17 protein-coding genes, 1 tRNA gene and 1 pseudogene are annotated in these 19,184 nt (G+C 68.0%); 5 read left to right on the top strand and 14 right to left on the bottom strand.

All coding sequences use genetic code 11. The annotated features are described in order from the left end of the window. Positions 1–78 precede the first annotated feature (78 nt). On the top strand, positions 79–807 hold the full coding sequence (locus LK06_RS33080; RefSeq protein ID WP_159025213.1) for a hypothetical protein: 729 nt from the start codon (positions 79–81) through the stop codon (positions 805–807). A gap of 59 nt (positions 808–866) precedes the next feature. Here LK06_RS33080 and LK06_RS09070 read toward each other — a convergent pair whose 3' ends face one another. From LK06_RS09070 to LK06_RS09055, 4 genes are all read right to left on the bottom strand, one after another. Then, positions 867–1,679, bottom strand: coding sequence for a phosphotransferase (locus LK06_RS09070; protein ID WP_039657125.1), 813 nt, complete (start codon positions 1,677–1,679; stop codon positions 867–869). Positions 1,680–1,764: 85 nt separating this feature from the next. Beyond that, positions 1,765–2,226 (bottom strand): glycine-rich domain-containing protein, encoded by a 462-nt coding sequence (locus LK06_RS09065; protein WP_052270267.1) that lies wholly within the window; start codon positions 2,224–2,226, stop codon positions 1,765–1,767. Between the two features lie 321 nt (positions 2,227–2,547). Further along, complete coding sequence (locus tag LK06_RS34240) at positions 2,548–2,988, bottom strand: hypothetical protein (RefSeq protein WP_234367381.1); 441 nt, start codon at positions 2,986–2,988, stop codon at positions 2,548–2,550. A gap of 56 nt (positions 2,989–3,044) precedes the next feature. Continuing rightward, on the bottom strand, positions 3,045–4,274 hold the full coding sequence (locus LK06_RS09055) for a helix-turn-helix domain-containing protein (protein ID WP_039657121.1): 1,230 nt from the start codon (positions 4,272–4,274) through the stop codon (positions 3,045–3,047). A 149-nt stretch (positions 4,275–4,423) separates the two neighbouring features. Between LK06_RS09055 and LK06_RS09050 the strand changes: the two genes are divergently transcribed. Further along, positions 4,424–4,819, top strand: a complete 396-nt coding sequence (locus LK06_RS09050) for a hypothetical protein (RefSeq protein ID WP_234367589.1) — start codon at positions 4,424–4,426, stop codon at positions 4,817–4,819. A 39-nt stretch (positions 4,820–4,858) separates the two neighbouring features. On the opposite strand, the gene LK06_RS09045 is transcribed toward LK06_RS09050, so the two are convergent. Beyond that, on the bottom strand, positions 4,859–5,554 hold the full coding sequence (locus LK06_RS09045; protein ID WP_052270266.1) for a hypothetical protein: 696 nt from the start codon (positions 5,552–5,554) through the stop codon (positions 4,859–4,861). A 209-nt stretch (positions 5,555–5,763) separates the two neighbouring features. On the opposite strand from LK06_RS09045, the gene LK06_RS33075 reads away from it, so the two are divergent. Next, positions 5,764–5,851: transfer RNA gene (locus LK06_RS33075), tRNA-Ile, on the top strand. Between the two features lie 505 nt (positions 5,852–6,356). Here the strand turns inward: LK06_RS33075 and LK06_RS09040 are convergent. The 9 genes and pseudogenes from LK06_RS09040 to LK06_RS09000 form a co-directional block, all read right to left on the bottom strand. After that, entirely contained in the window at positions 6,357–6,770 is a 414-nt protein-coding gene (locus LK06_RS09040; RefSeq protein ID WP_039657117.1) for a PIN domain nuclease, read from the bottom strand. Further along, on the bottom strand, positions 6,767–7,024 hold the full coding sequence (locus LK06_RS09035; RefSeq protein ID WP_039657116.1) for a type II toxin-antitoxin system VapB family antitoxin: 258 nt from the start codon (positions 7,022–7,024) through the stop codon (positions 6,767–6,769). Before LK06_RS09035 ends, LK06_RS09040 begins: the two co-directional genes overlap by 4 nt. 198 nt (positions 7,025–7,222) lie before the next feature. Beyond that, a pseudogene (locus tag LK06_RS09030) lies at positions 7,223–7,928 on the bottom strand (DUF418 domain-containing protein); the annotation flags it as partial. A gap of 265 nt (positions 7,929–8,193) precedes the next feature. Beyond that, positions 8,194–9,318, bottom strand: coding sequence for an NADH:flavin oxidoreductase (locus LK06_RS09025; protein ID WP_039657115.1), 1,125 nt, complete (start codon positions 9,316–9,318; stop codon positions 8,194–8,196). A 198-nt stretch (positions 9,319–9,516) separates the two neighbouring features. Next, on the bottom strand, positions 9,517–10,029 hold the full coding sequence (locus LK06_RS09020) for an ATP-binding protein (RefSeq protein ID WP_078858783.1): 513 nt from the start codon (positions 10,027–10,029) through the stop codon (positions 9,517–9,519). 125 nt (positions 10,030–10,154) lie between these two features. Further along, positions 10,155–11,672, bottom strand: a complete 1,518-nt coding sequence (locus LK06_RS09015; RefSeq protein WP_052270265.1) for a PucR family transcriptional regulator — start codon at positions 11,670–11,672, stop codon at positions 10,155–10,157. Beyond that, entirely contained in the window at positions 11,669–12,700 is a 1,032-nt protein-coding gene (locus LK06_RS09010) for a DUF917 domain-containing protein (RefSeq protein WP_052270264.1), read from the bottom strand. The genes LK06_RS09015 and LK06_RS09010 overlap by 4 nt, the downstream gene beginning before the upstream one ends. 124 nt (positions 12,701–12,824) lie before the next feature. Beyond that, a complete protein-coding gene (locus tag LK06_RS09005; RefSeq protein WP_039654533.1) occupies positions 12,825–13,925 on the bottom strand; it encodes an S-methyl thiohydantoin desulfurase family protein in 1,101 nt (366 codons plus the stop codon). A gap of 34 nt (positions 13,926–13,959) precedes the next feature. Beyond that, positions 13,960–15,504 (bottom strand): hydantoinase/oxoprolinase N-terminal domain-containing protein, encoded by a 1,545-nt coding sequence (locus LK06_RS09000; protein WP_043433130.1) that lies wholly within the window; start codon positions 15,502–15,504, stop codon positions 13,960–13,962. A gap of 969 nt (positions 15,505–16,473) precedes the next feature. On the opposite strand from LK06_RS09000, the gene LK06_RS08995 reads away from it, so the two are divergent. Both LK06_RS08995 and LK06_RS08990 read left to right on the top strand, forming a co-directional pair. Then, positions 16,474–18,126: an OPT/YSL family transporter gene (locus LK06_RS08995; RefSeq protein ID WP_039654552.1), complete on the top strand. Its 1,653-nt coding sequence runs from the start codon at positions 16,474–16,476 to the stop codon at positions 18,124–18,126. Positions 18,127–18,310: 184 nt separating this feature from the next. Further along, entirely contained in the window at positions 18,311–19,183 is an 873-nt protein-coding gene (locus LK06_RS08990) for a hypothetical protein (protein ID WP_159025165.1), read from the top strand. The last annotated feature ends 1 nt before the right edge of the window (position 19,184 follow it).

Raw genomic sequence — 19,184 nt, 5'->3', positions numbered from 1 at the left:
CTCGCGTCGCAGTATTTCAAGGTATCGTTTGGGTTATTCACGCTAATGGCGACGGTATTCTCGATATATGCATTCTATATGGAAGTGAATGGCAGGTGGCCGGAGCGATTTTCTCTGCTGCTCGCCACCCTCTTGGGAGGGACGCTCCTGGCTGGCGCAAATGCGATTGCGGCGATGAATTTTGATCGACATAGGGATTTTGCTTCACACTGGGCCCGCCGTTCGGATCTTTTGCTCGCGCGACTGATTCCCGCAGTCTCAACGTTCTACATGGCCAGGACAACGTGGCACCATGCGAAGATCTCCAAGCGCCTCAGATTTCGCCTGCTTACGATTGCGCGCGAGATTTCTGCGACTCGCGTCAGGACTCGCCGCACAGATTTTTCTCTCGAGTGGCGCGTTCGTCGCGAGATCAAGGTTGAAAATCTCCGCCTTGCTGCCGTTCTTCGCAGGCATTCTGACAGCCTCGCTAAGGCCGGAAATCAAGGCGACTACGACCGGATCTGCGAGTCACTAGCTGTTGGGCTCGTCGCCGCATCGAGAGACGACTGGGAATCCCTTTTGGAGCACGCCCCCGAAATCACCAACAAATCCTTGATTGCGAGGGCGTCGGCGAGGCTCGCCCCTGCCGCGTTCCTTTCAGCGGCAGGTCTGATCCTCCCCCTACTTCCACCATTCAAGGAATCGGGGGATTCGATTCGAGGAATCCTCTTACCCATGGCTGGCCTGGCGGCCCTTGGGGCGTCGGAACCTGTCTCCAATTCCGTTCGCGGAATCCTGGAAAAGATCGCATTCTCGGGAAAATGAATACTAGAAGGTGCGGCCAAGATGGAAACCCGGCAGGACGATCGCACTGGGATTCGGCACTAAGCGCCGTGCACGTCCTGCCTGCTGTGATGCATGGTCCAGGTTCGGGCGGCAGCGATCAGAGGGGCGCGGTGCGGCGCTGGGTCGCTGGCCGCGCGGCTCTCCCAGACGCCACACAGGGTGGCTGCGAAGGTGGCAACTGCCGAGGGCTCGGCAGTGCTGTAGGCGGGCACCGCTTGGGCGAGGGCTTCGGCCTGCTCCGCGGTGTGGCCGGCGTGAATGAACCGTGGGATGGCGAATGCTGTGTCAGCCCATGCCGGGCCGGGGCAGGCAAGAGCCCAGTCCAGTACGCGGATGCCGTCTCCGGTGGCAAGCATGTTCAGCGGTGACACGTCGGAGTGGACGAGGGCCCGGCCTTCGATATCGGGGGAGCGGTCGGCAGGGAAGAACCCGGCCCAGCGGATGTGCAGGGGCTTCTTGCGGACCTGCTCGGGCCAGGGTGTCTCGGACATGGTGGTGAGCGTGTCGAGGAAGGGGCCGAGGTCGGGCGAGCCTGGGCTGAGGTCTGGGTGGGGACCGACGAGGTACTCGTACCCGGTGAGCAGCCACCCGCCGGCGTCAACCTGCCAGAGCACGCGGGGGGCGAGGGGTGCGACGCGGGTCACGCGCGCTTCGTAGTCGTACATCCACGCTGCTGGCTCGTCGCTACGGGTGCCCTTGACGAAGACGGGCCCGGTGGCGGTGTGGAGGGTGCAGGCAAGGCGGGCCATGACGCCGGTCTCTGCGGTCTCGGCGTGCTCGACGGGGCCGATGTAGACCTCGACGGCGCTACGGGCCTCGGGTGGGAGTTCAAGCCATGCGGTGCGGTCCACCCGCTTACTCCTCGTGCAGAACGGAAGCCGGTCCCCGGCTCGGCCACAGAGTGGCACAAGCCGAGGACCGGCCGCAGGCGGTACGTCAGGCGTACTTGGGGCTGTTGTGGCAGTTGGCGTGGCACTGCGAGCAGTCGGCGAGGTCCAGCTCGGGCCAGAACTCCATGTCGATCACGAACCCGGACGCGACGATCGCCTCGACCGTCCGGGCGCGCAGGGCCTTGCCGCCGCCGTGCTCCTCCTTGTCGAGGAATCCGGGCTGGTGGTGGACGAACTTGCCGATCGTCCCCGAGCAGAAGTCCTGGTACGCCTGCGTGTGCAGCAGGAAGGCGTGCCAGAAGTCATCGACGAGCGGCGACGGGCTGAGCGGGGTGTCGCTGTACGCGCCGGCCGCGAGGAAGGCGATCATCTGGCCGACGCCGCGGTCGGCCTTGTCGTCGGTCAGCTCGGGGAACTTGGCCTGCATGTTGGACACGAGCGTCGCGCGCAGCTTGGCGCCGATCAGATTCCGCGCGTCGGTCGCGGGACGTTCCTGGATTGCGGTCACGGTCCTTGCCTCCTTGGTCAGTGGTGCATGGGACGTGCTGTGAAGCGCCTCGGCCGGCGCGACTGGGACGGTGCGGACCGAGGCGTGCCCCGCCCGCCCGGGATCTGTCGGGTCATCCGAGCGGGCGGGGAGATCAGAGCGCCGGGAGCCCGGCGTCGGTGACGGCCATCGCCGTCAGTGCGTTGCGGTGGCCGAGCTCAGCGGTGGTCATGGTGGTGAGCGCGGCGAATCCCGCGGCGGTGCCGAGCACCCATATTCAACTCAGGAAGCGGCCCACCGGATCGCCGGCCGCGGTCCCGCGCTGAGCAGCATGGCGCGCGGTCATGCTGCGTTTCCCTGTGCCTGCTCGCGCTGGGAGATGAGTCGCTCGAACTGGATCGCGTACAACTCGACCTGGTCCGGGGTGAGGACGAGCAGGGACTCGGCCGTACCGCCGTCGTCGTAGTGGACCAGAACTGGCAGCGCGCTCTGCTGGGCCCGGTGGTCGTACACGGCGTCGCGTCGCATCGGGGTCACGTATGTGGCCTGTGCTGGGACGGGGCGCAGGGTTGCTCCGTCGGCCGGTGCCGACCACTCGTCGCCACCGCCTGGCGGACGCAGGTGGTATGTGCTGGCGCCCACTCTGGGCAGCGTCACCACGACGCCGATTCGCCCGTCCTTGGCGGTGTCGCGGGCGAGGTCGCCAAGTCGTGGATAGAACGGTCCGGCCGTCCCTAACTCGCCGCCCTGCGAAGGGAGATGGGGTGTTGGTCGTCCTGTCATGCCCCAGAAGTTAGAGGCGCGTCAGGGACCCAATATGAATCGGAGGAATACCGCCCTCATCCGTCCAGGTGGAAGCGGTCTGACATGCGGCGCAGCTTTTCGCGGGTAGCGATTCGCTCGGCGTAGACGATGCCGCGGAGGGTCGACCGGGCGATCGGATGGTTCCGTACGAGCTGAGGGGCGATCCGCTCTGCGGTCTCCAGCTCCGCGAGTGCGCGGTCGCGGTTGCCGTCCCACAGCCACGCGCGGGCGAGGTCCATGTGGTGGTGCCCCTGGCGGGAGTTGGGAAGGGCTGCGACAAGCTCGGGGGCTGTGCGGCGGTTTATGGCGAGGGCCTTGGTCTGCTCGCCTGTCTCCAGGGCGACGCTGATCGCGTGGATCTGTACGTTGCCGGGGGAGAAGGTGACCGAGTGCCGGTCGTAGATCGGCGGGTTGTGGTGGCCTGCCATCCGGCGGGCAGCGTCGCGGGCGTGGTTGATCCGCTCGTCGGCCTCGGCCGGTCGGCCGGCACGGGCCGCGGCGACGGCGGCGCGCAGGTGGAGCGTGCCCCACATCCGTAGGGCGAGCGGTTCGCCGAGCTCGTACTCGCGCTGCACGCTGGCGAGGGCCTTATCGGACAGGGTGATCGAGTCGTCCCAATCGGCGGTGGCCCACATGTCCCAGACGCGCATCCAGTCGGCGAGCGCGGGCATGACGGGGTCGGCCGAGAGCCGAGCGGCCCATGCGGCGCGCTCGGCCGCCATGGCGACGAGTTCGGGGTGCCCGAGGGCGTGTGCGGCGGTGTGGGCGAACTTGCACGCGACGGCATAGATCGCGAATGCCTCCTCGCGCTCGTGGCCCGTCGCGGCCTCGGCCAGGGCGCGAGCTTCGCGCAGCAGGTCGGGGAGGGTGGCGAGGATCGCCGTATTGGCGGCGGCGTCCCGCAGGCGGTGCAGGCGGGTCATGTCTCGCCACAGCTCGCCGGACGGACGAGGAGAGCCGTCGAAGATCGGCGCGAGGTCGTAGCGGCGCAACTCGCGCAGGATGGATGCCGCCGAGACCTGCCACTGATTCTCGGCGGGGCTACTCGCGTACGGTCGGCCGATCAGGTCATTGGGGTGTACGTGCAGCTCGGCGGCGACGAGATTCAGGAGCCCGACCCGGTCCAGCTCGATCAGGCCGCGTTCCATCTTCGATACCCAGCCCTGGGTCTTGCCCAGTGCGGCGGCGAGGTCGGCTTGCGGCATCCCGAGCCGCAGTCGTGCCCGTCGGACGCGACGACCGATCTCCTCGGCTTCCTCCAACATCAGTGCACCCCCAAGGTGGTGGTGGGCCGCAGACGCGAGGCAGGAGCAGGGCGTCACGGCTCATCCGTTCGGGCTCATCTCCCAGAACCGTACCGATGCGTGTGGCCCAGCGGGGAGCGAGCGAGATGCTCGCGAGCGCATCCATGAGAATGCCTGGCGTGGACTACTTCACTGAGACAGGCTGGATGGCCTTCTTTTCTGGCACTGAAACCGCGGTGGGCCGGCAGCGTGGTGTCGAGGCGTGGCACCCGACCACCGGCGCTGCTCTCATCGTGGACCCAGAACGAGGTGGGCTCAGGCCCGTAACGGACTTCGAGGACTTCTCTCATCTGGAGCGCGTCCACCGGATAGCGGGAGTGGTTCCCGGTGGTGGGTGGCGGGCGCACTGGGAGGACGAAGGTGGTGCTCCGCTCACTCAGCCAGTGTTGGCGTGGTTCATCAGCTCGCAGGGCGGCGCGACGCCGGTGACCGTGGAGCCGAACGGAGACACCGACTCCTCTGGGACCGCGGACCGACTACTTGCGCCGGGGCAAGAGCTTCGGTGACGGGAAGGCGCCCCGGCCGCCTTCCGATCAGGCCCTGACTTACCTCCTGAGTAGTGCGCTGCTGGCTGCGGCCAGCCGTGGAGCGGGCAGCGCGAAGTGGTTCTCAGGGTTGCGGAAACTGTGTGAGCCGTCGCAGATCCAGGTGCCATCGGCTTCGCGCCAGCTCGCCGGAGTCCATTGGCCTTGATTTTCGAGGAGCACGCGCGCGACCTCGGCGGTGTCCTCGACGATCGTGAGTTCCGCCAGTGCTGAGGCGAGGCGGGGCACCGCGGCTTCAGGGACGTCGGCATCCCCAAGCATGGGGAAGAGGAGTAGCAGGCGGGCGTTGGGGTCGGTAACCCCGGATGTGGAGCCCTGGTCGGCCGAGGCTTCCAGCTCAGGCCAGGACAGGCCGGGTCCCATGAAGTGACCATCGTCGGTGGCGAGTGTGACGGCTTCCGTCCAGGCAGGGTGGGAGAGCAGGTAGTCGATGCCGTGTTCGCCTTCCAAGTTGCGATAGATGACGTGGAGCGCGTACCCGGAGTGCAGGTGCACGGTGAACGCTGGCCACTCATCGGGGCACGAGAGTGTCTTGTACAGCTCTTGAGCGTCGTCCCAGTCGGGGCCGAAGGCGATGGCCTGCGCTTCCTCGCCCCACAGGCTTGAGCCGAGGTGGCACGGCCAGAAGAGAGGCAGGTCGAGGAACCTCGAACCGTCCACCAGCGGGACGTCTTCGTAACCTGCGATCTTCAGCATTGGCAGATGATCGCATAGCGGGGTGTCGCGGCCTCAGGGTGGCCGAGCGGCGCCGCCGAGGCCAGGGCGGCGCCGCATCATGGCTGCTCAGCGATGGTGCATCCTGAGAACGGGTTGGGAACCCGATGGGAACGGACGCACCAGAATGAGGCGGCAGAGGGCGTCATATCGGGGCGGCGCGCGTGGGTCGTGACCAGCCAGAACGGCAGAGTGGATCATCCGGTGGCACCCTCCGGATCGTCCTCGATCGGACTCATAATCCGTCGGCCGTGGGTTCGAGTCCCACCCGCCCCACCAGTACAGGGCCGTGACCTGCGGAAACGCCTTTTCTGAGGTGTCGGAACGTCAACTCGGCCTCATCGGACCGAATCCGCTGCTCGTGAGTTCGGCGGCGAGTTGACGTATGGGAGTAGGCGTTGCGCTGACCTGCGTGAACGCGCCGGAGCGTGGTGGGGGAAGAGCCCAGGAGCGGCCTCGGCGAAGAGCCGGAGGCGTAATTGAGGACGCTGTGAGGACGCGGGTACCGCGAAGTCTGCCTTCGAGGTCACCTCAGGGCAGGGTGTACGGTGCGGGCCCAGTGCCATGGGTGCCTGGCGCGTATCCGAGGTGCCCGTCCTCGGCCACCCGGGACCGAGAGCAAGGGGTCGCGAGCACGGTTGACGAACGGTACGGGCCGTGGGTGAGTTCCCGGTCGGCCGGTCATTCCCGTGGCTCGGGCGCCCGGGCTTCGGCTGAGTTCTCGACAGGCCGTTGCCATGGGGCCACCCTGTGCCTCGTCGCCGACTGCGCGGCTGTGGAGGCTCTACTGCCTGAGGTCCATCGTGCGGACCGGCTGCCCCGTGGTGCGGGCGATGGTGTCGAAGTCGTGGTCGCAGTGGAGCAGTGTGAGCCCCGCTTCCTCGGCGGCGGCAGCCACCAGGAGGTCGACGGGGCCCGCGCTGCGGTGCTCACCCTTGGCGGTCAGCTGTTCCTGGACGACGCGGGAGCGGCGGTAGACGCCGTCCGGCATGGGGCACCAGACGTAGTGGGCGTCGAGCGCCGCCTTCAAACGCGTACGGTCTGCGGCCGAACGGGCTGAGTAGAGGACCTCCAGTTCGGTGATGTCGCAGATTGCGACGAGGCCGGCGCCGATCCTGTCATCCCAGTCGGCCGTGTTCTGGCGGAGCAGGACGCGGGCGAGCGCGGAGGTGTCGATGAGGTAATCGGCGACGGTCACTCATGCGCTCCGGTGTCGGGGGTGGCGTCGGCTGTGCTCGTGGGCCGGTACTTGCTCTTGTCCAGGAGGAGGTCCATGTCCAGCGCGCCGTCGGTCACCAGCTCGCGGGCTTCGTCGAGTGCGCGCAGACGCCGGTAACGGGCCGTGACTTCCCGCAGGGCGGTGTTGATGGTCTCGCGCTTGGTGGTGGTGCCGAGTTCCTTGGCCGCTTCTTCTAGGGCCTCGTCGTCGAGGTCGATCACGGTACGACTCATGGGCGCCCTCCTTTGTGTATCAACTAGAGTATACCAAGATACAAGATCTCTTATATATGGATCAGTGATGAAGACGCCTGCTCGCGCGGGACCTGAACCGCAAAGCCGGCCTCGCTGCTCGTGCCGTACGGGAAGGGCCCGCTCCCTCGGGGGCTTCGTCTAGGAAGGCGCTGGATCCCTCGTCCGGCGCAGGGCGCGGGTCCCGGTGGGCATGGGCAGCGTGGACTGTGCGACGAAGTGGCCGACATAGGCGGTAAGGGACATGGTGCCCACGGCGATGACCGGTTTCGCCAGGCGGTGCAGTCGCGGCAGGCGGTCCATCGCCACCGTCGCACCGGCGATCACGAGGATCGCGACTCCCACTGCCGATGATGTCGAACGTGGTGTCGCTGTGCGACCCGGCCGTCAAGAGCAACGACGTCGGCATATCGGGGAGCGACTCGCCGTCGGGGGCATCGACTCGGAGCCGCCGGACGACGGCCCGCCTTCCGCGAGGCTCCTCAATGCGTCCTTGCCTGCCAGCAGCAAGGACATGCCGTACGCGGTCACGGTGAGGGCGGCGCCGAGCGCGGCAAGGCGCCGCTGGACTGGGCCGGAGGATAGGTCGAGGCGGGCCAGCGCCATACCGGCGATCACGACCGGCATCCACGTGAGCGCCGGGTAGAAGCCGGTGAGCAGCAGATCGAGTACTCCCACGTCGCTGAGGTGGTGGAGCGGGTCGTAGGCGTTGATGCTCGGCTGGATCGGCTCGGTCAGCAGCGAGTTCAGGGCGAACGCCAGCTGTGGTGTGACGAGGGCGAGGGCGGCCGCGATGATCGCGAGCGTCCGGGCCCCGCAGTCGTACCAGGGGCAGGTCCAGGAGGAAGTAGACGCCGTAGAAGCCGAGGATGATCACTCCCCCGTACAGTGGGGTCTGTGTAGCGAACGGCCCTGGCTCACATTCGGTGGTGACGGAAAGTCACGAGAAGAATGCCTGGTTGAGCCGCGCGGGCGCCCACCCAGGATCCCGTTCCCTGCCTGTGGCGAACTCATAGCCCAGGTGTCGACCTGCAGCCTGAGCTGGGTAAATCACCACAAGTATCGGGTGTCACCTTCTGTTACCACCGAAAGTGAGACAGGGCCGCTCACCGTACAGACCCGCTCGTGGTCGCCGAGCCGGGCAATCGAGCTCAGGTCAGCGTCTTCAAGGCCGCCGCGTCGTACGGCTTCAGCCCGTCGTGGCGGTCGGCGAGGACCTTGGCCGCCCACTGCGGGTCCTGGAGCAGGGCGCGTCCGACGGCGACCAAGTCGAACTCGTCGCGCTCCAGGCGGTCCAGGAGGTTGTCGAGGCTGCCCACCGGTGCGCCCTCGCCATGGAACGCCTTGATGAAGTCGCCGTCGAGGCCGACGGATCCGACGGTGATGACCGGCTTGCCGGTGAGTTCCTTCGTCCATCCCGCGAGGTTGAGGTCGGAGCCCTCGAACTCGGGGAGCCAGTAGCGGCGGGTGGAGGCGTGGAAGACGTCCACACCGGCCGCGGCGAGCGGGGTCAGGATGGCCTTCAACTCCTCGGGAGTCTCTGCGAGGCGGGCGCCGTAGTCCTGCCTCTTCCACTGCGAGTAGCGGAAGAAGACCGGGAAGTCGGGGGACACCGCCTCACGGATCGCCACGACGATCTCCGCCGCGAACCGGGTGCGGGCCACCGCGTCACCGCCGTACACGTCCGTGCGGCGGTTGGTGCCCGCCCACAGGAACTGGTCGATCAGGAAGCCGTGGGCACCGTGGATCTCCACGCCGTCGAAACCGACGTGCTCCGCGGCGGCAGCGGCCTCAGCGAACGCGGCGGCGACGTCATCCAGGTCTTGCCGGGTCATGGCCTTGCCAGTGGGCTTGGTTCCCTCGGTGACAAGGCCGGACGGGCCGATGGCGGGAGCGTCCGGGAAAGGGGGGTCGCCCTGCTTGCGGACCATCCCGATGTGCCACAGCTGCGGGACGATCGCGCCGCCCGCCGCGTGCACGTCCTCGGCGACCCTCGCCCAGCCCGCCAGCTGCTCCTTGCCGTGGAACCGGGGCACGCGGTCGCTCTGCCCGGCCGATTCGTGGCCCACGTACGTGCCCTCGGTGACGATCAGGCCCACTCCGGCGGCGGCACGGCGCGCGTAGTACGAGCGCACGTCTTCACCGGGAATGCCGCCCGGAGAGAACATGCGGGTCATCGGGGCCATCACGATCCGGTTGGTGACGGTGAGGCCGTTGAGAGTGATCGGGCGGGAGAGGATTTGGGCCGCGCGGGAGGCGGGCGTGGTGGCGGTCACGTGAGAGGCTCCTCGTGAGTGGTTCCGGCTAACACTGGTGAGTGCACGCGCATTGGTGCACCCCCTTGAAGGGACTGCTGGTGCCAGCTGGGCGCTGGCGGCCGTCCTGGTGGGCTTTTCGGGGGCGATGAGCCGTACCGGGCCGGGATTGCTTCAACGCGATGAGAAAGTGCGGCTGCTGCCATCGCTGACAGGTGTTCAGGACTCCGGATCGGCCACGAGGAGATCGACATCCACCTGGAAGCCGCTGTCGTCCGTCTCGTAGATGTCGAACCAGTGCGCGAGAGCCTCGACGATGCGCAGTCCGCGGCCGTGCTCGTCGGGGTCGGCGCATTCCGTCGACGAACCGGTGGGGCGGGGCCGTCCGGTGTCGACGACCGAGATGTTGAGGACCGGTCGGCGCAGGGCCAGCCTGAGGGTCATTTCAGAGCGGCCGTGGCGTGCGGCGTTGGCCGCGAGTTCGCTGACGATCAGCACGGCGGACTCCCGGTCGTCGGAGGCCACGCACCAGTGGTCCAGCACACGCGAGGTGAAATCCCGGGTGCGGTGTACCTGGTCTTCGGCGGCCGGCAGCGCAAGCAGTGCCTGGCAGGTGGGCTCCGGGGCCGGCTCGCCGGGGAGAGCGGTCCGGACCGCCGGAGCCCCGTCGGGAAGCCTGGGACGGACCAGGGGCGCGGCGGCCTCGACGAACTGAGATCGGTGATACCTCATGGCCCCTCCTCGGCCATCCCCCTCGGTGGCTTCCCTCGTGGGACGAAGCCTCTCAGGAGGGAGGCCGAAGGGGCATGGGCAGCGTGCTGCCTCCGAGGGGAGCCAGTGGGCACACAGCACACCGTTCAGTCGAGGCTCAGGCGCGCACGGCAGGCCAGATGCAGTGCGAGGCGTTCGTCGGCGTTGGCCAAGTCCAGGCCGAGGACCTGCTCGATTCTCGCGATCCTGGCGGCCACCGTATTGCGGTGCACCCCGAGCACCGCTGCTGTCTCGGTGAGCCGTGATTCGGCGTCCAGATAGGCCGAGACGGTGGTAATGAGATCGCCTGGTTGATCCATCAGTGGCGCCAGAAGCTCCCGCGCGGCCGGCTCGAAGGTGTCGGTGCGGGTCCAGGCCAGCAACAGCTGGGCGAAACCGAGCCGGTCTATGTGCAGGAACCGGCCGACTTCCCGTCGGCTGCGCGCCAGACGTGCGGCGTCGGCCGCCTCCCCCAGAGAGAGGGCGAGTCCCTCTGCCCCGCCGTGTGCCCGGCCGACTCCCACGTGCGAGGTCACGAACCGGTTCAGCCTGCGCTGTACTTGGCGTAGAGCGGACACGAGTGCCCCGATGTCGGTCCGGCTCGGCTCGCGGTCCAGCGTCACCCACGCCGACCAGCCGTCGGCCCCCTCGACGACCTGTGCATCCAAATTCTCCGCGTGCATGGCGGCATGCACCTTGTCGCTGAGGGCGAGGACGTCGACTTCCTCCGCCACACCGATGCGTACCCCCACATGCTGGCCGTCGAGTCGCCAGCCCATCTCGATGAGCCGACGCCTCAGCCCGGGTGAGGGCTCCGCCTCCAGGCGCAACAGCTCGGCGAGCAGTGAGGTCCGCAGGCGCGCCTCACGCTCCAGTTCGGTGCGTCGTGTCGCATGCCACCGCTGCAGGCCGGTAACCGCCACCGTGAGTACATCCTGAACCGTCCGCTCCCATGCGGGGTCCTGGTGCTCGATCACCGTGGCGAGCCAGAGGTCGGCGGCTGTCCCGAATGCAGAGGGCACCGGCACGATCAGGGTGACGGCGGTTCCGTCCCGGTCGCGGCGTGGCACAGGCGGGTGGGGGTCGAACCCGGGCAGGGCCAGCGGGGCACCCGCGATCGATGCGCCGCTGCGGTCGAGGACCGCGACATCGGACCCGAGAAGGTGGGACACGGTCTTCGCGAGTTCCTCGGGCGCCCGCTGCTGCTGTGCGACGGTGTGATGGGCGGCGAGGACGAAGCGCATCCGCTCGATGTCCGGTGCTACCAGCTGTTCCTGCGCTGCTATGGCCAGGTCCATGACAGCGCTTCCCCTGCTCCCGACGACGGCGACGGCCAGCCGGTCGGCCAGCAGGACGGTCGTGGGTAGCAACGGTGAGGCGGTCGGAAGCAACAGGCCCGCAGCACCCGCGTCGGAGGCCTTGCGGAGAAGTACATCGATCCTCCAGTCCGACACGTCGTCGGCATCGACGGCCACGACGAGCGAGCCTCTGCCCGGTCGGCCGCGGAACCCGTGAACGAGCCGGACGTCGGTGATCTCCGCTTCGAGGTACGCGTCCCCGGCCAAGGGGCGAACGTTCGACCAGGAAGGATGCAGGCACAGGCCGGCGACCGTCAGAGAAGTCATACTGTCCCCGCGTCAAATCGGACTGGTTCGTGGTCGAGGCCGAAAGCCCGCGGCCCCACCAGCTCCACGTGCTCCGAACGCCACCAGAAGTCGAACCCGGGGAGCCGGACGCAGGCCACATCCATGCCCTTGCGCACTTGGTCGCACTGGACCGGCCGCCCTGTGCGCCTGTCCGCCAGAATCAGCGGATCCGGGGTGCCGGCCACCACCACCCCGTCGCGCACGGCCAACAGGTACTCGTTCTCCATCTCCACTCGCAGCACCGCGCCGTCGCGGTCGTCTACGACGGTGACGGCACCGTGCCTTCTGGACGTCTGCGGATCCTGGCGCATCACATGCTCCACGCGGCCCTCGGCGAGGACGTCGCCGGCCGCCCCCGCACCCCGCCCCATCCACTGGTGCCCCAGTGCGAGGGCGTGCCCCGCCGAGCCGACGATCGTTGTCTCCTGCAACTTCCCGGCGGGGATGGGATTGAACGCGACGGCCAGCCATCCACCGGCTCCGGCGAGCATCGTCCGGACGAGCCGCTCCAGGCCCACGGCTCCCACTCCGTCGATCAGGCCACGAAGCCCGCCTGCCCCCGAGAACGCCATCGGGGTGAGCGACCGTCCGGCAGCGGCGATGCTGAGCTGATCCAGACGCGGCAGGGCGCGGCCCGTGAGATCCGCGTCGACGACGTCAAAGCCCAGCGAGGCGGCTGCCGCGAACATCGCGACGCCGTTGACCCCGGCGATCTCCATCGGCATAACGGCGGCCGGGGGGCCGACTACTGTGCCGATCTCGTCGGCGGCCGCCCGGAACTCGGCGCCCGAAGGCAGCTTCTCCGCCAGTGCCTGGGTGGAGCCGACGATGCCGATCGGCAGCACGGATGCCCGCGGGGGCAAGTCCTGTGCTTGCAGCAGCCGGACCGGCCCGTGTTCGGTCACGCTGTGCGCCAGCCAGCTCGCAGCAAGCGACGCGGGCCCTCCGCCGCCGGACCCGAGCAAGGTCGTACCCCATTCCAGTGCGGGGATGGAGTCCCTGTCCACTTCGGCCAATTGCTCCGCCTCCACCCGACGACCTCGTGGTCCGAACCGGTCTCGGCCTCTCCACACTACGCTCGTGGAGTGACCAGTGGCGCTGTCAGGAGGTACGCCAGATCGGGTCACTGAATCAGCAGGGAATCCGCTCCTCGACCGGCTGGAAACTCTCTGTGAACCCGAAAGCCTGGGGTCCGAACGCGGCCAAGGCCTCCGGAGTCCGCATCACCGGCGGCGTCCCGATGCCGAGCACGGTGGCCCGTTGGCCGTAAGCCAAGCCCTCGGTGGTGATCGGCTCGCAGTTGTCGGCGTCGAGCACACAGATCAGGTCCGGTACGGTGCAGACGACCTCGCCGTCGACCTCGCCGATCAGGAATTCGTTCCGGAACGTCAGACGGAGCTCGGACTTGCTTTCGAAGCTCGCGAACGTTGCGCGGCCCTGGGCGAACCCTCCGTCGGTCCTGCGTTCCACGTCGGTGACCTTGCCGGTGAAGAGCACCCGCAGGTGGCGGTAGTCGGTGCCGGCGATGGTCCTGGCCAGCGCGGTCACCGGCGGTTCGTGCGCCTCACGTGCCTCCCGAAGCGTGCGACCGATGCGCAGTGCGAGGGTCAGCGTGCGGCGGATCGCGGTGCGCCGCACCTGTGCTCCCGTCATCGTGAACTCAGCAATGAGGGCGGCGCCGCCCAGGCGCATGGTGATGCCGCGCGCCAGCCACTCCATTCGCTTGTCGTCGCTGCCGGTGTCCACGACGATGGTCTCCCCTCGCTCCCCGACCAGGGCCATCGGCGATCCGGGGACGCCGTAGGCGGCGAAGGTCTTCATCTGGAGTTCGGGGAAGGCCCGGCCCATGCCGTCACCGTCGACCACCGGCAGTCCGGTCTGACAGGCGACCAGCAGCGGGATCATCGAGTTGATCCCGCCGCACTCCACCGGGATCGTCGCCGTCGCGGTGCGCCCGAGATGGCGTTCGACGGCGCGCAGTGCGGCAACGGGCTCGGTTCCCGCTGGCATCTTCTCCACGGCTACCGTCGGCGCTCCCATCTGGGCGATCGGCACGATGAAGTCGTCGTCGTCGATCTCGTCGATGTCGACGATCGTGATGGGGCCGGTGGAGCGCATGACGTTCTCCACCATCAAACGGCCGACGTGGGGGTCACCGCCCCCTCCGGTGCCGAGGACGGCAGCGCCGCGTGCGAGGTCGTTCAGGTCGTCGATGCCGAGTTCGAAGCTCACTGGATTCCTCTTCTGTGTCCGTTTGTTCCGCTTGTCAGCTGATCTGGAGTGCGCCGACGGCCTTGACCTGGATTCGAGTGGCGTTGCCCGGGAGGTAGGCCAGTGGCACCTCTTCGACCTCGACGACCTCGACGGTCCCCGGTGAGGCTCCAGCCTTGATCGCTCTGTCGACCGCCTCCTGCCGCGCCTCGTCTAGGGCGCGGGCTCGGCCACCGGCCTCGATCGAGTAGACCCGGTCGACCTCGCCGCCCACCTGAGCGATGGCCGCTCCCACTGCGTTGGCGACGGAGTAGTTCTCCGGCCGGTGCACCTCGACCCCTTCTAGCTGGTCGGGGAGCAGGATCGAGCCGCCCCCGACCGCGACGACGGGCAGCGGCTCGGGGGAGGTCCGCATCCGCTCCACCGAGGCGACGACACGGCGGACTATGACGTCCAGCGCGGCCGACACGAGATCGCGGTCGAGGTGTGCGACCAGGGAGGGATCTCCGATTTTGGCTCGGCCCGCGGCGACGGCCACGTCGGTGGCGGTCAGAGTGCCACCGCCGAAAACCATCGCACGCTGCGGGAGGCGGTAGCCCACCGATTTGGGGCCCACCTGTGCCTCCGCCCCCTCGAACCGGACCAGGCTGCCCCCGCCGATGCCGATCGAGACCACATCGGGCATACGAAAATTCGTGCGAATCCCGGCCACTGTGACGTCCGTCCCGGCCTCGCGCGGGAATCCGCCGCGCACGATGCCCACGTCAGAGGTCGTCCCACCGATGTCGACCACGGCGCAGTCTCCCAGGCCGGACAGCATCGCCGCCCCACGCATGGAGTTGGTCGGCCCCGAGGCGAAGGTGACCACCGGGTACCGCAGCGCGAAGTCGAGGTCCATCAACGTGCCGTCGTTCTGACTGAGGTAGAGCGGTGCGGCGATGCCGTGACCTCGCACGGCTTCGGCGAGTCCGCTCACGATATGTCGCGCCAGGGAGCGCAGCGAGGCGTTGATGACCGTGGCGTTCTCCCGCTCCAGCAGCCCCATGCGGCCGATCTCGTGGGAGAGCGACACGTCCACCTCACCCAGCTCCGCCTGGATCACCTCCGCCGCCCGCAGCTCGAACTCGGAGGTCACGGGTGAGAACACCGAGGTGATGGCGACGCTGCTGATGCCGTGTGCCGCCATGTCGCTGGCGACGCGCTTGAGTTCGTCCACGTCGAGGTCGCTGATCTTGCGACCGTCGAATTCATGCCCGCCGTGGCACATGTACGCCCGGCCCTCGATCGCTTCGACCAAGTCCTCAGGCCAGCCCACCATGGGCGGTAGTGCAGCGGTGGCAGGCAGACCGAGACGAATCACCGCTGTAGGGGCCAGTCTGCGACGCTCGATGAGTGCGTTGATGAAGTGCGTCGTACCGATCATGACGGCACGTACGTCAGCGGGCTCGAACGCGTGGCGTTGTCGCAACCCGTCCAGTGCCGCGACGATCCCGCTGGTGACGTCTTCGGCCGTGGAGGTCTTGACGGATACCACGACCCGCTCGCCGTCCATCAACACCGCGTCGGTGTTGGTGCCGCCCACGTCAATTCCGATGCGCATGGGGTCTCCGTTTCTCTGGGTGTCCCCGGAATCCGTCGGACGGTAGACAAGCCCGTTGGGGCCGTCAGCAGGCTGCATGCACCGGTAGTGCGATACGGCAGTGCGGTGTGCACAACCGGAAGGCCGTTCCCGGTGCCTACCGAGTCCCACTCGGGGGCGTTCGGCATGCCAGGCCCACTTGTCGATTTCGCAGGGGCCCGGCCCCTGTGCGGTGCCCGGCCGTGGGGCCGTACGCCCGACGCGGGCACGCCAGAACGGCCGCGCCTGGCTTCGCGTGGAGGAACGGGTCGTTGCGTCCCGGCCGGTGCGAGTCGCTCCTGTCCGACGAATCCATGAGCCCCGGGCGGTGCCACCCGGGCGTGGATCGGTGCACCTGTGGCGGGTGGCTGGGCTCTCCCTCGTCCCGGCGTGTCCGTGCGGCTGGCTGAATCACCGGGGGCCGACCAGTGGTGGGCCGTCCCCGGGCAACCAGCGGCCCCCTCGATGCAGGGCACCCCCGGAACGGACGGACGCCGGTGGGCACAGTGCCCAATGACGCCCGGCCCCTGCCAGCAAGTCGCACATGGCCCTCGGTACGGCCCTGGTGGTCCTCTGACGTTCACGCACCGTTTGTGTCGTCCATCAGGAGGTCGTCACCGTGACACTACGTTTGCCAGTCACCGTCATCATGTCTACTCCGCTACGAGCCATGGTGCCCGTGATGATCCCGCCGCCCTGCGGCCCCGAAGCGGACGAGCGGGATAGAATCGAGTCCGCGCTGTCCCCGCGGGGGGCCGACCCGGCGCCGGTCTGCGGCACCGGAGCGCGGCATCCCCGCAGAGCACTTCGCCCGGCTGGGACCGCCTGCCGGTGCGCCCGCGAGCACCGGAGCGGGGCGCCCCTGTGGCGGGCCGCCGCTCGGGTCGTAGACTCCCGCCCGGCGACGACCTGCGTCCCGCCGACTCGGCACACGTCGAGCGGGGTGGCCAGATGAGCCTCACGGAACCCGCACAACAGCACGAAAGAGAACGACACCCGTCGGTGTTCGAGCCGACGGTCCTCGCCGCGGTTCTGTTCACATCGATCGCCGGGGCACTGATCGGCCTTCAGATCATCACCAGCCTCGGTGTCACGCCGAACACGTCGATCATGGGCGTCCTCGCCTCGATCGTGGTCTCACGTATCCCGCTCAGCGTCTTCCGGCGCTTTCGTTCGACCCACCGACAGAACCTGGTCCAGACCAGCATCTCCAGTGCGACGTTCGCCGCTGCGAACTCGCTGCTGCTGCCGATCGGGATCCCGGTGGTCATCGGCGAACCTGGACTCATGTGGCCGATGCTCATCGGTGCCTCCCTGGCCATGGTCATCGACCTGCTGATGTTGTACTGGATGTTTGACACGCGCGTGTTCCCCGCGGAGAACGCCTGGCCGTCCGGTGTCGCCGCGGCGGAAACGATCATCGCTGGTGATCGTGGTGGCAAACGTGCCAAGAACTTCGGGTACGGGATCGCCCTCGGTGTGGCCGGCTCCTGGTTCGGGCTGCCGATGGCCCCGATGGGAGTGGCGTTCATCGCCAAGTCCCTCACGATGCTCGCCTTCGCCGTGGGCTTGCTGGCCGCCGGATATTCGCAGTCCCTGTTCGGGTTCGCCCTCGGCGGCTCCAACATCCCCAATGGAATGATGATCGGCGCCGGCCTCGTGGCCCTGGCCCAGGCCATCATGATCGTCTTCCGGCACCGCAAGGCCCCTCAGCCGGTAACCGACCGCCCCGGCGACGAGGCAAGCGCTCCCCCTACCGATGCTCCTCCGACCACTCTGATGACCCGCACCGACAAGGACGCGCTGCGCGGTCTGCGGCGCGGGACCGTTCTCTACATCAGCGCCGGGCTCACCCTGGCTGTGCTCGGCGGCCTTTACAGCAGCATGGCACCGCTCCAGCTCGTGCTCTGGGTACTGTTTGCGGCGGTCGCCTGTATCTGCGCCGAGTTGATCGTGGGCCTCTCCGCGATGCACGCGGGCTGGTTCCCGGCATTCGCCACAGCCCTGATCTTCCTGATCCTCGGGATGCTGATGCACTTCCCCGTCGTGGCGTTGGTCCTGCTGGTCGGATTCGTCGCCGCGGGAAGCCCGGCATTCGCCGATGGCGGCTATGACTTCAAGACGGGCTGGCTGCTACGTGGCCAGGGAACCGACCGCTCCTTCGAGCTGGAGGGCCGACGTCAGCAACTCTACGCCGGGCTGGTCGGCCTCGCGGTGGCCGTGGTCGTCGTCGCCCTCACACACAGCCTCTACTTCGACGCCGGTCTGTTCCCCCCAGTCGACAAGGCGTATTCGGCAGCCATCCGGGCGGGGCTTGACACAAGCAGCGTCGCCCAGCTGGCACTGTGGGCCCTCCCGGGTGCGCTGATCCAGCTCGCTGGAGGACCCTCACGCCAGCTGGGCGTCCTTCTGGCCACCGGATTGCTCGTTGCCAACCCCCAAGTGGGATGGATCGTCGCGGCCGGCATGGTCATCCGTTGGCTGGTGCTGCGCGTCAAGGGGCCCGAGGCATCCACGCCGATGACCATCTTTGCGGCCGGCATCATCGCCGGATCCGCCATGTACAGCTTCTCCAACGCCGCCGTCAAGACATGGAGCCGGTGACACCAGCCAGCGTCCCCGTAGCTCCACAGGCCCCCGCCCACTACATCGGTCGGCGCCGACTCGCTGTCCGGTCCGCCGAGCGCGGACCGGACAGCAGAGCCCCTCGGGTGCGGTGGCCGGGACTGCTTCGGCGGATCTGGCGCACCAGGTCGACGCGCCGGCCCTCCGATTCCGACTCACACCCATGATGCACAACAACACGACCACACGTTCACACCACGCGGAGGAACTGGCCATGGGCTGGTGGCAACAGCGCAGAATCGCCTTCCGGGATCCGGTGGAGACCTCCGCATTCGGCAACCTCGCAGCAACCATGGGTTGGCTCTACGCGGGGGGAGAGGACCACGAATGGTTGGGCGTCGCCTCCACCTGGCGCAGCCTCGACGGCGCAATCGTGCGCTTCTACCCGGGAGACTCGATCTGCGTGCCCTTCGCCGAGATAAGCGCGGACGAACCAGAGGTTCACCAGCGCGCCATGGCTGAAGCCGACGCCATCGCGCGCCGGGCCTTCCAGTGCTTCACCCTGGCTGAAGCCCTGAGCTTGTTGCACAGGACGAAGCCCGAGGCTAAAGCCCTCATCCTGACGGCCGTTGCCGTGTCGGCCCCGGAACACCACCGTTGCGACGTTGCCGACGCCGTCACGTCAGGGCTCTTCGCACCGCACCGACCGGTACGCGCCGCGGCCCTGCGCGCCGTCCTGCTGACGAGATGGCCGCAACTGGCACGTCCTCTGGTTGCTCACGCCCTAACCGAACCCGAAAGCGACCTGGCCTCCTGCGCACACGCGTTGGCGGGCGGGATCTACCACCAGGACTGCGGCGCCCTGCTCACCACACCTCCCGGCCCGCCACCTCCGAAACACCCGCAGAACACGCCCGGAGCCGGAGCCCCCCTCGAAACCTCTACGGACAGCGGCGGGACACCGCACCCCGTCACCACGACCAACCCGCCCCCGGGGGAATCGGTCACCACCAGCAGACCCCTCACGCCACCGGGTGAGGACGGGAAAGCCCCCAGCCCCACCATCCTCGACAGCTTCACCTTCATCACTCTCTGAC

The organism is Streptomyces pluripotens (genome assembly GCF_000802245.2).
GTDB classification, from domain to species: Bacteria; Actinomycetota; Actinomycetes; order Streptomycetales; family Streptomycetaceae; genus Streptomyces; species Streptomyces pluripotens.
The sequence above is the reverse complement of the archived record's forward strand: the minus strand, read 5'-3'. Positions and strand labels throughout refer to the sequence as shown.

Excerpts from the sequence above, each read along its gene's own strand:
- LK06_RS09050 (WP_234367589.1), top strand. The coding sequence starts at position 4,424 with ATGCCTGGCGTGGACTACTTCACTGAGACAGGCTGGATGGCCTTCTTT.
- LK06_RS09045 (WP_052270266.1), bottom strand. The coding sequence starts at position 5,554 with ATGCTGAAGATCGCAGGTTACGAAGACGTCCCGCTGGTGGACGGTTCG.
- LK06_RS09020 (WP_078858783.1), bottom strand. The coding sequence starts at position 10,029 with ATGAGGTATCACCGATCTCAGTTCGTCGAGGCCGCCGCGCCCCTGGTC.
- LK06_RS08990 (WP_159025165.1), top strand. The coding sequence starts at position 18,311 with ATGATGCACAACAACACGACCACACGTTCACACCACGCGGAGGAACTG.
- LK06_RS09035 (WP_039657116.1), bottom strand. The coding sequence starts at position 7,024 with ATGAGTCGTACCGTGATCGACCTCGACGACGAGGCCCTAGAAGAAGCG.
- LK06_RS33080 (WP_159025213.1), top strand. The coding sequence starts at position 79 with ATGGAAGTGAATGGCAGGTGGCCGGAGCGATTTTCTCTGCTGCTCGCC.
- LK06_RS09055 (WP_039657121.1), bottom strand. The coding sequence starts at position 4,274 with ATGTTGGAGGAAGCCGAGGAGATCGGTCGTCGCGTCCGACGGGCACGA.
- LK06_RS34240 (WP_234367381.1), bottom strand. The coding sequence starts at position 2,988 with ATGACAGGACGACCAACACCCCATCTCCCTTCGCAGGGCGGCGAGTTA.
- LK06_RS08995 (WP_039654552.1), top strand. The coding sequence starts at position 16,474 with ATGAGCCTCACGGAACCCGCACAACAGCACGAAAGAGAACGACACCCG.
- LK06_RS09000 (WP_043433130.1), bottom strand. The coding sequence starts at position 15,504 with ATGCGCATCGGAATTGACGTGGGCGGCACCAACACCGACGCGGTGTTG.
- LK06_RS09015 (WP_052270265.1), bottom strand. The coding sequence starts at position 11,672 with ATGACTTCTCTGACGGTCGCCGGCCTGTGCCTGCATCCTTCCTGGTCG.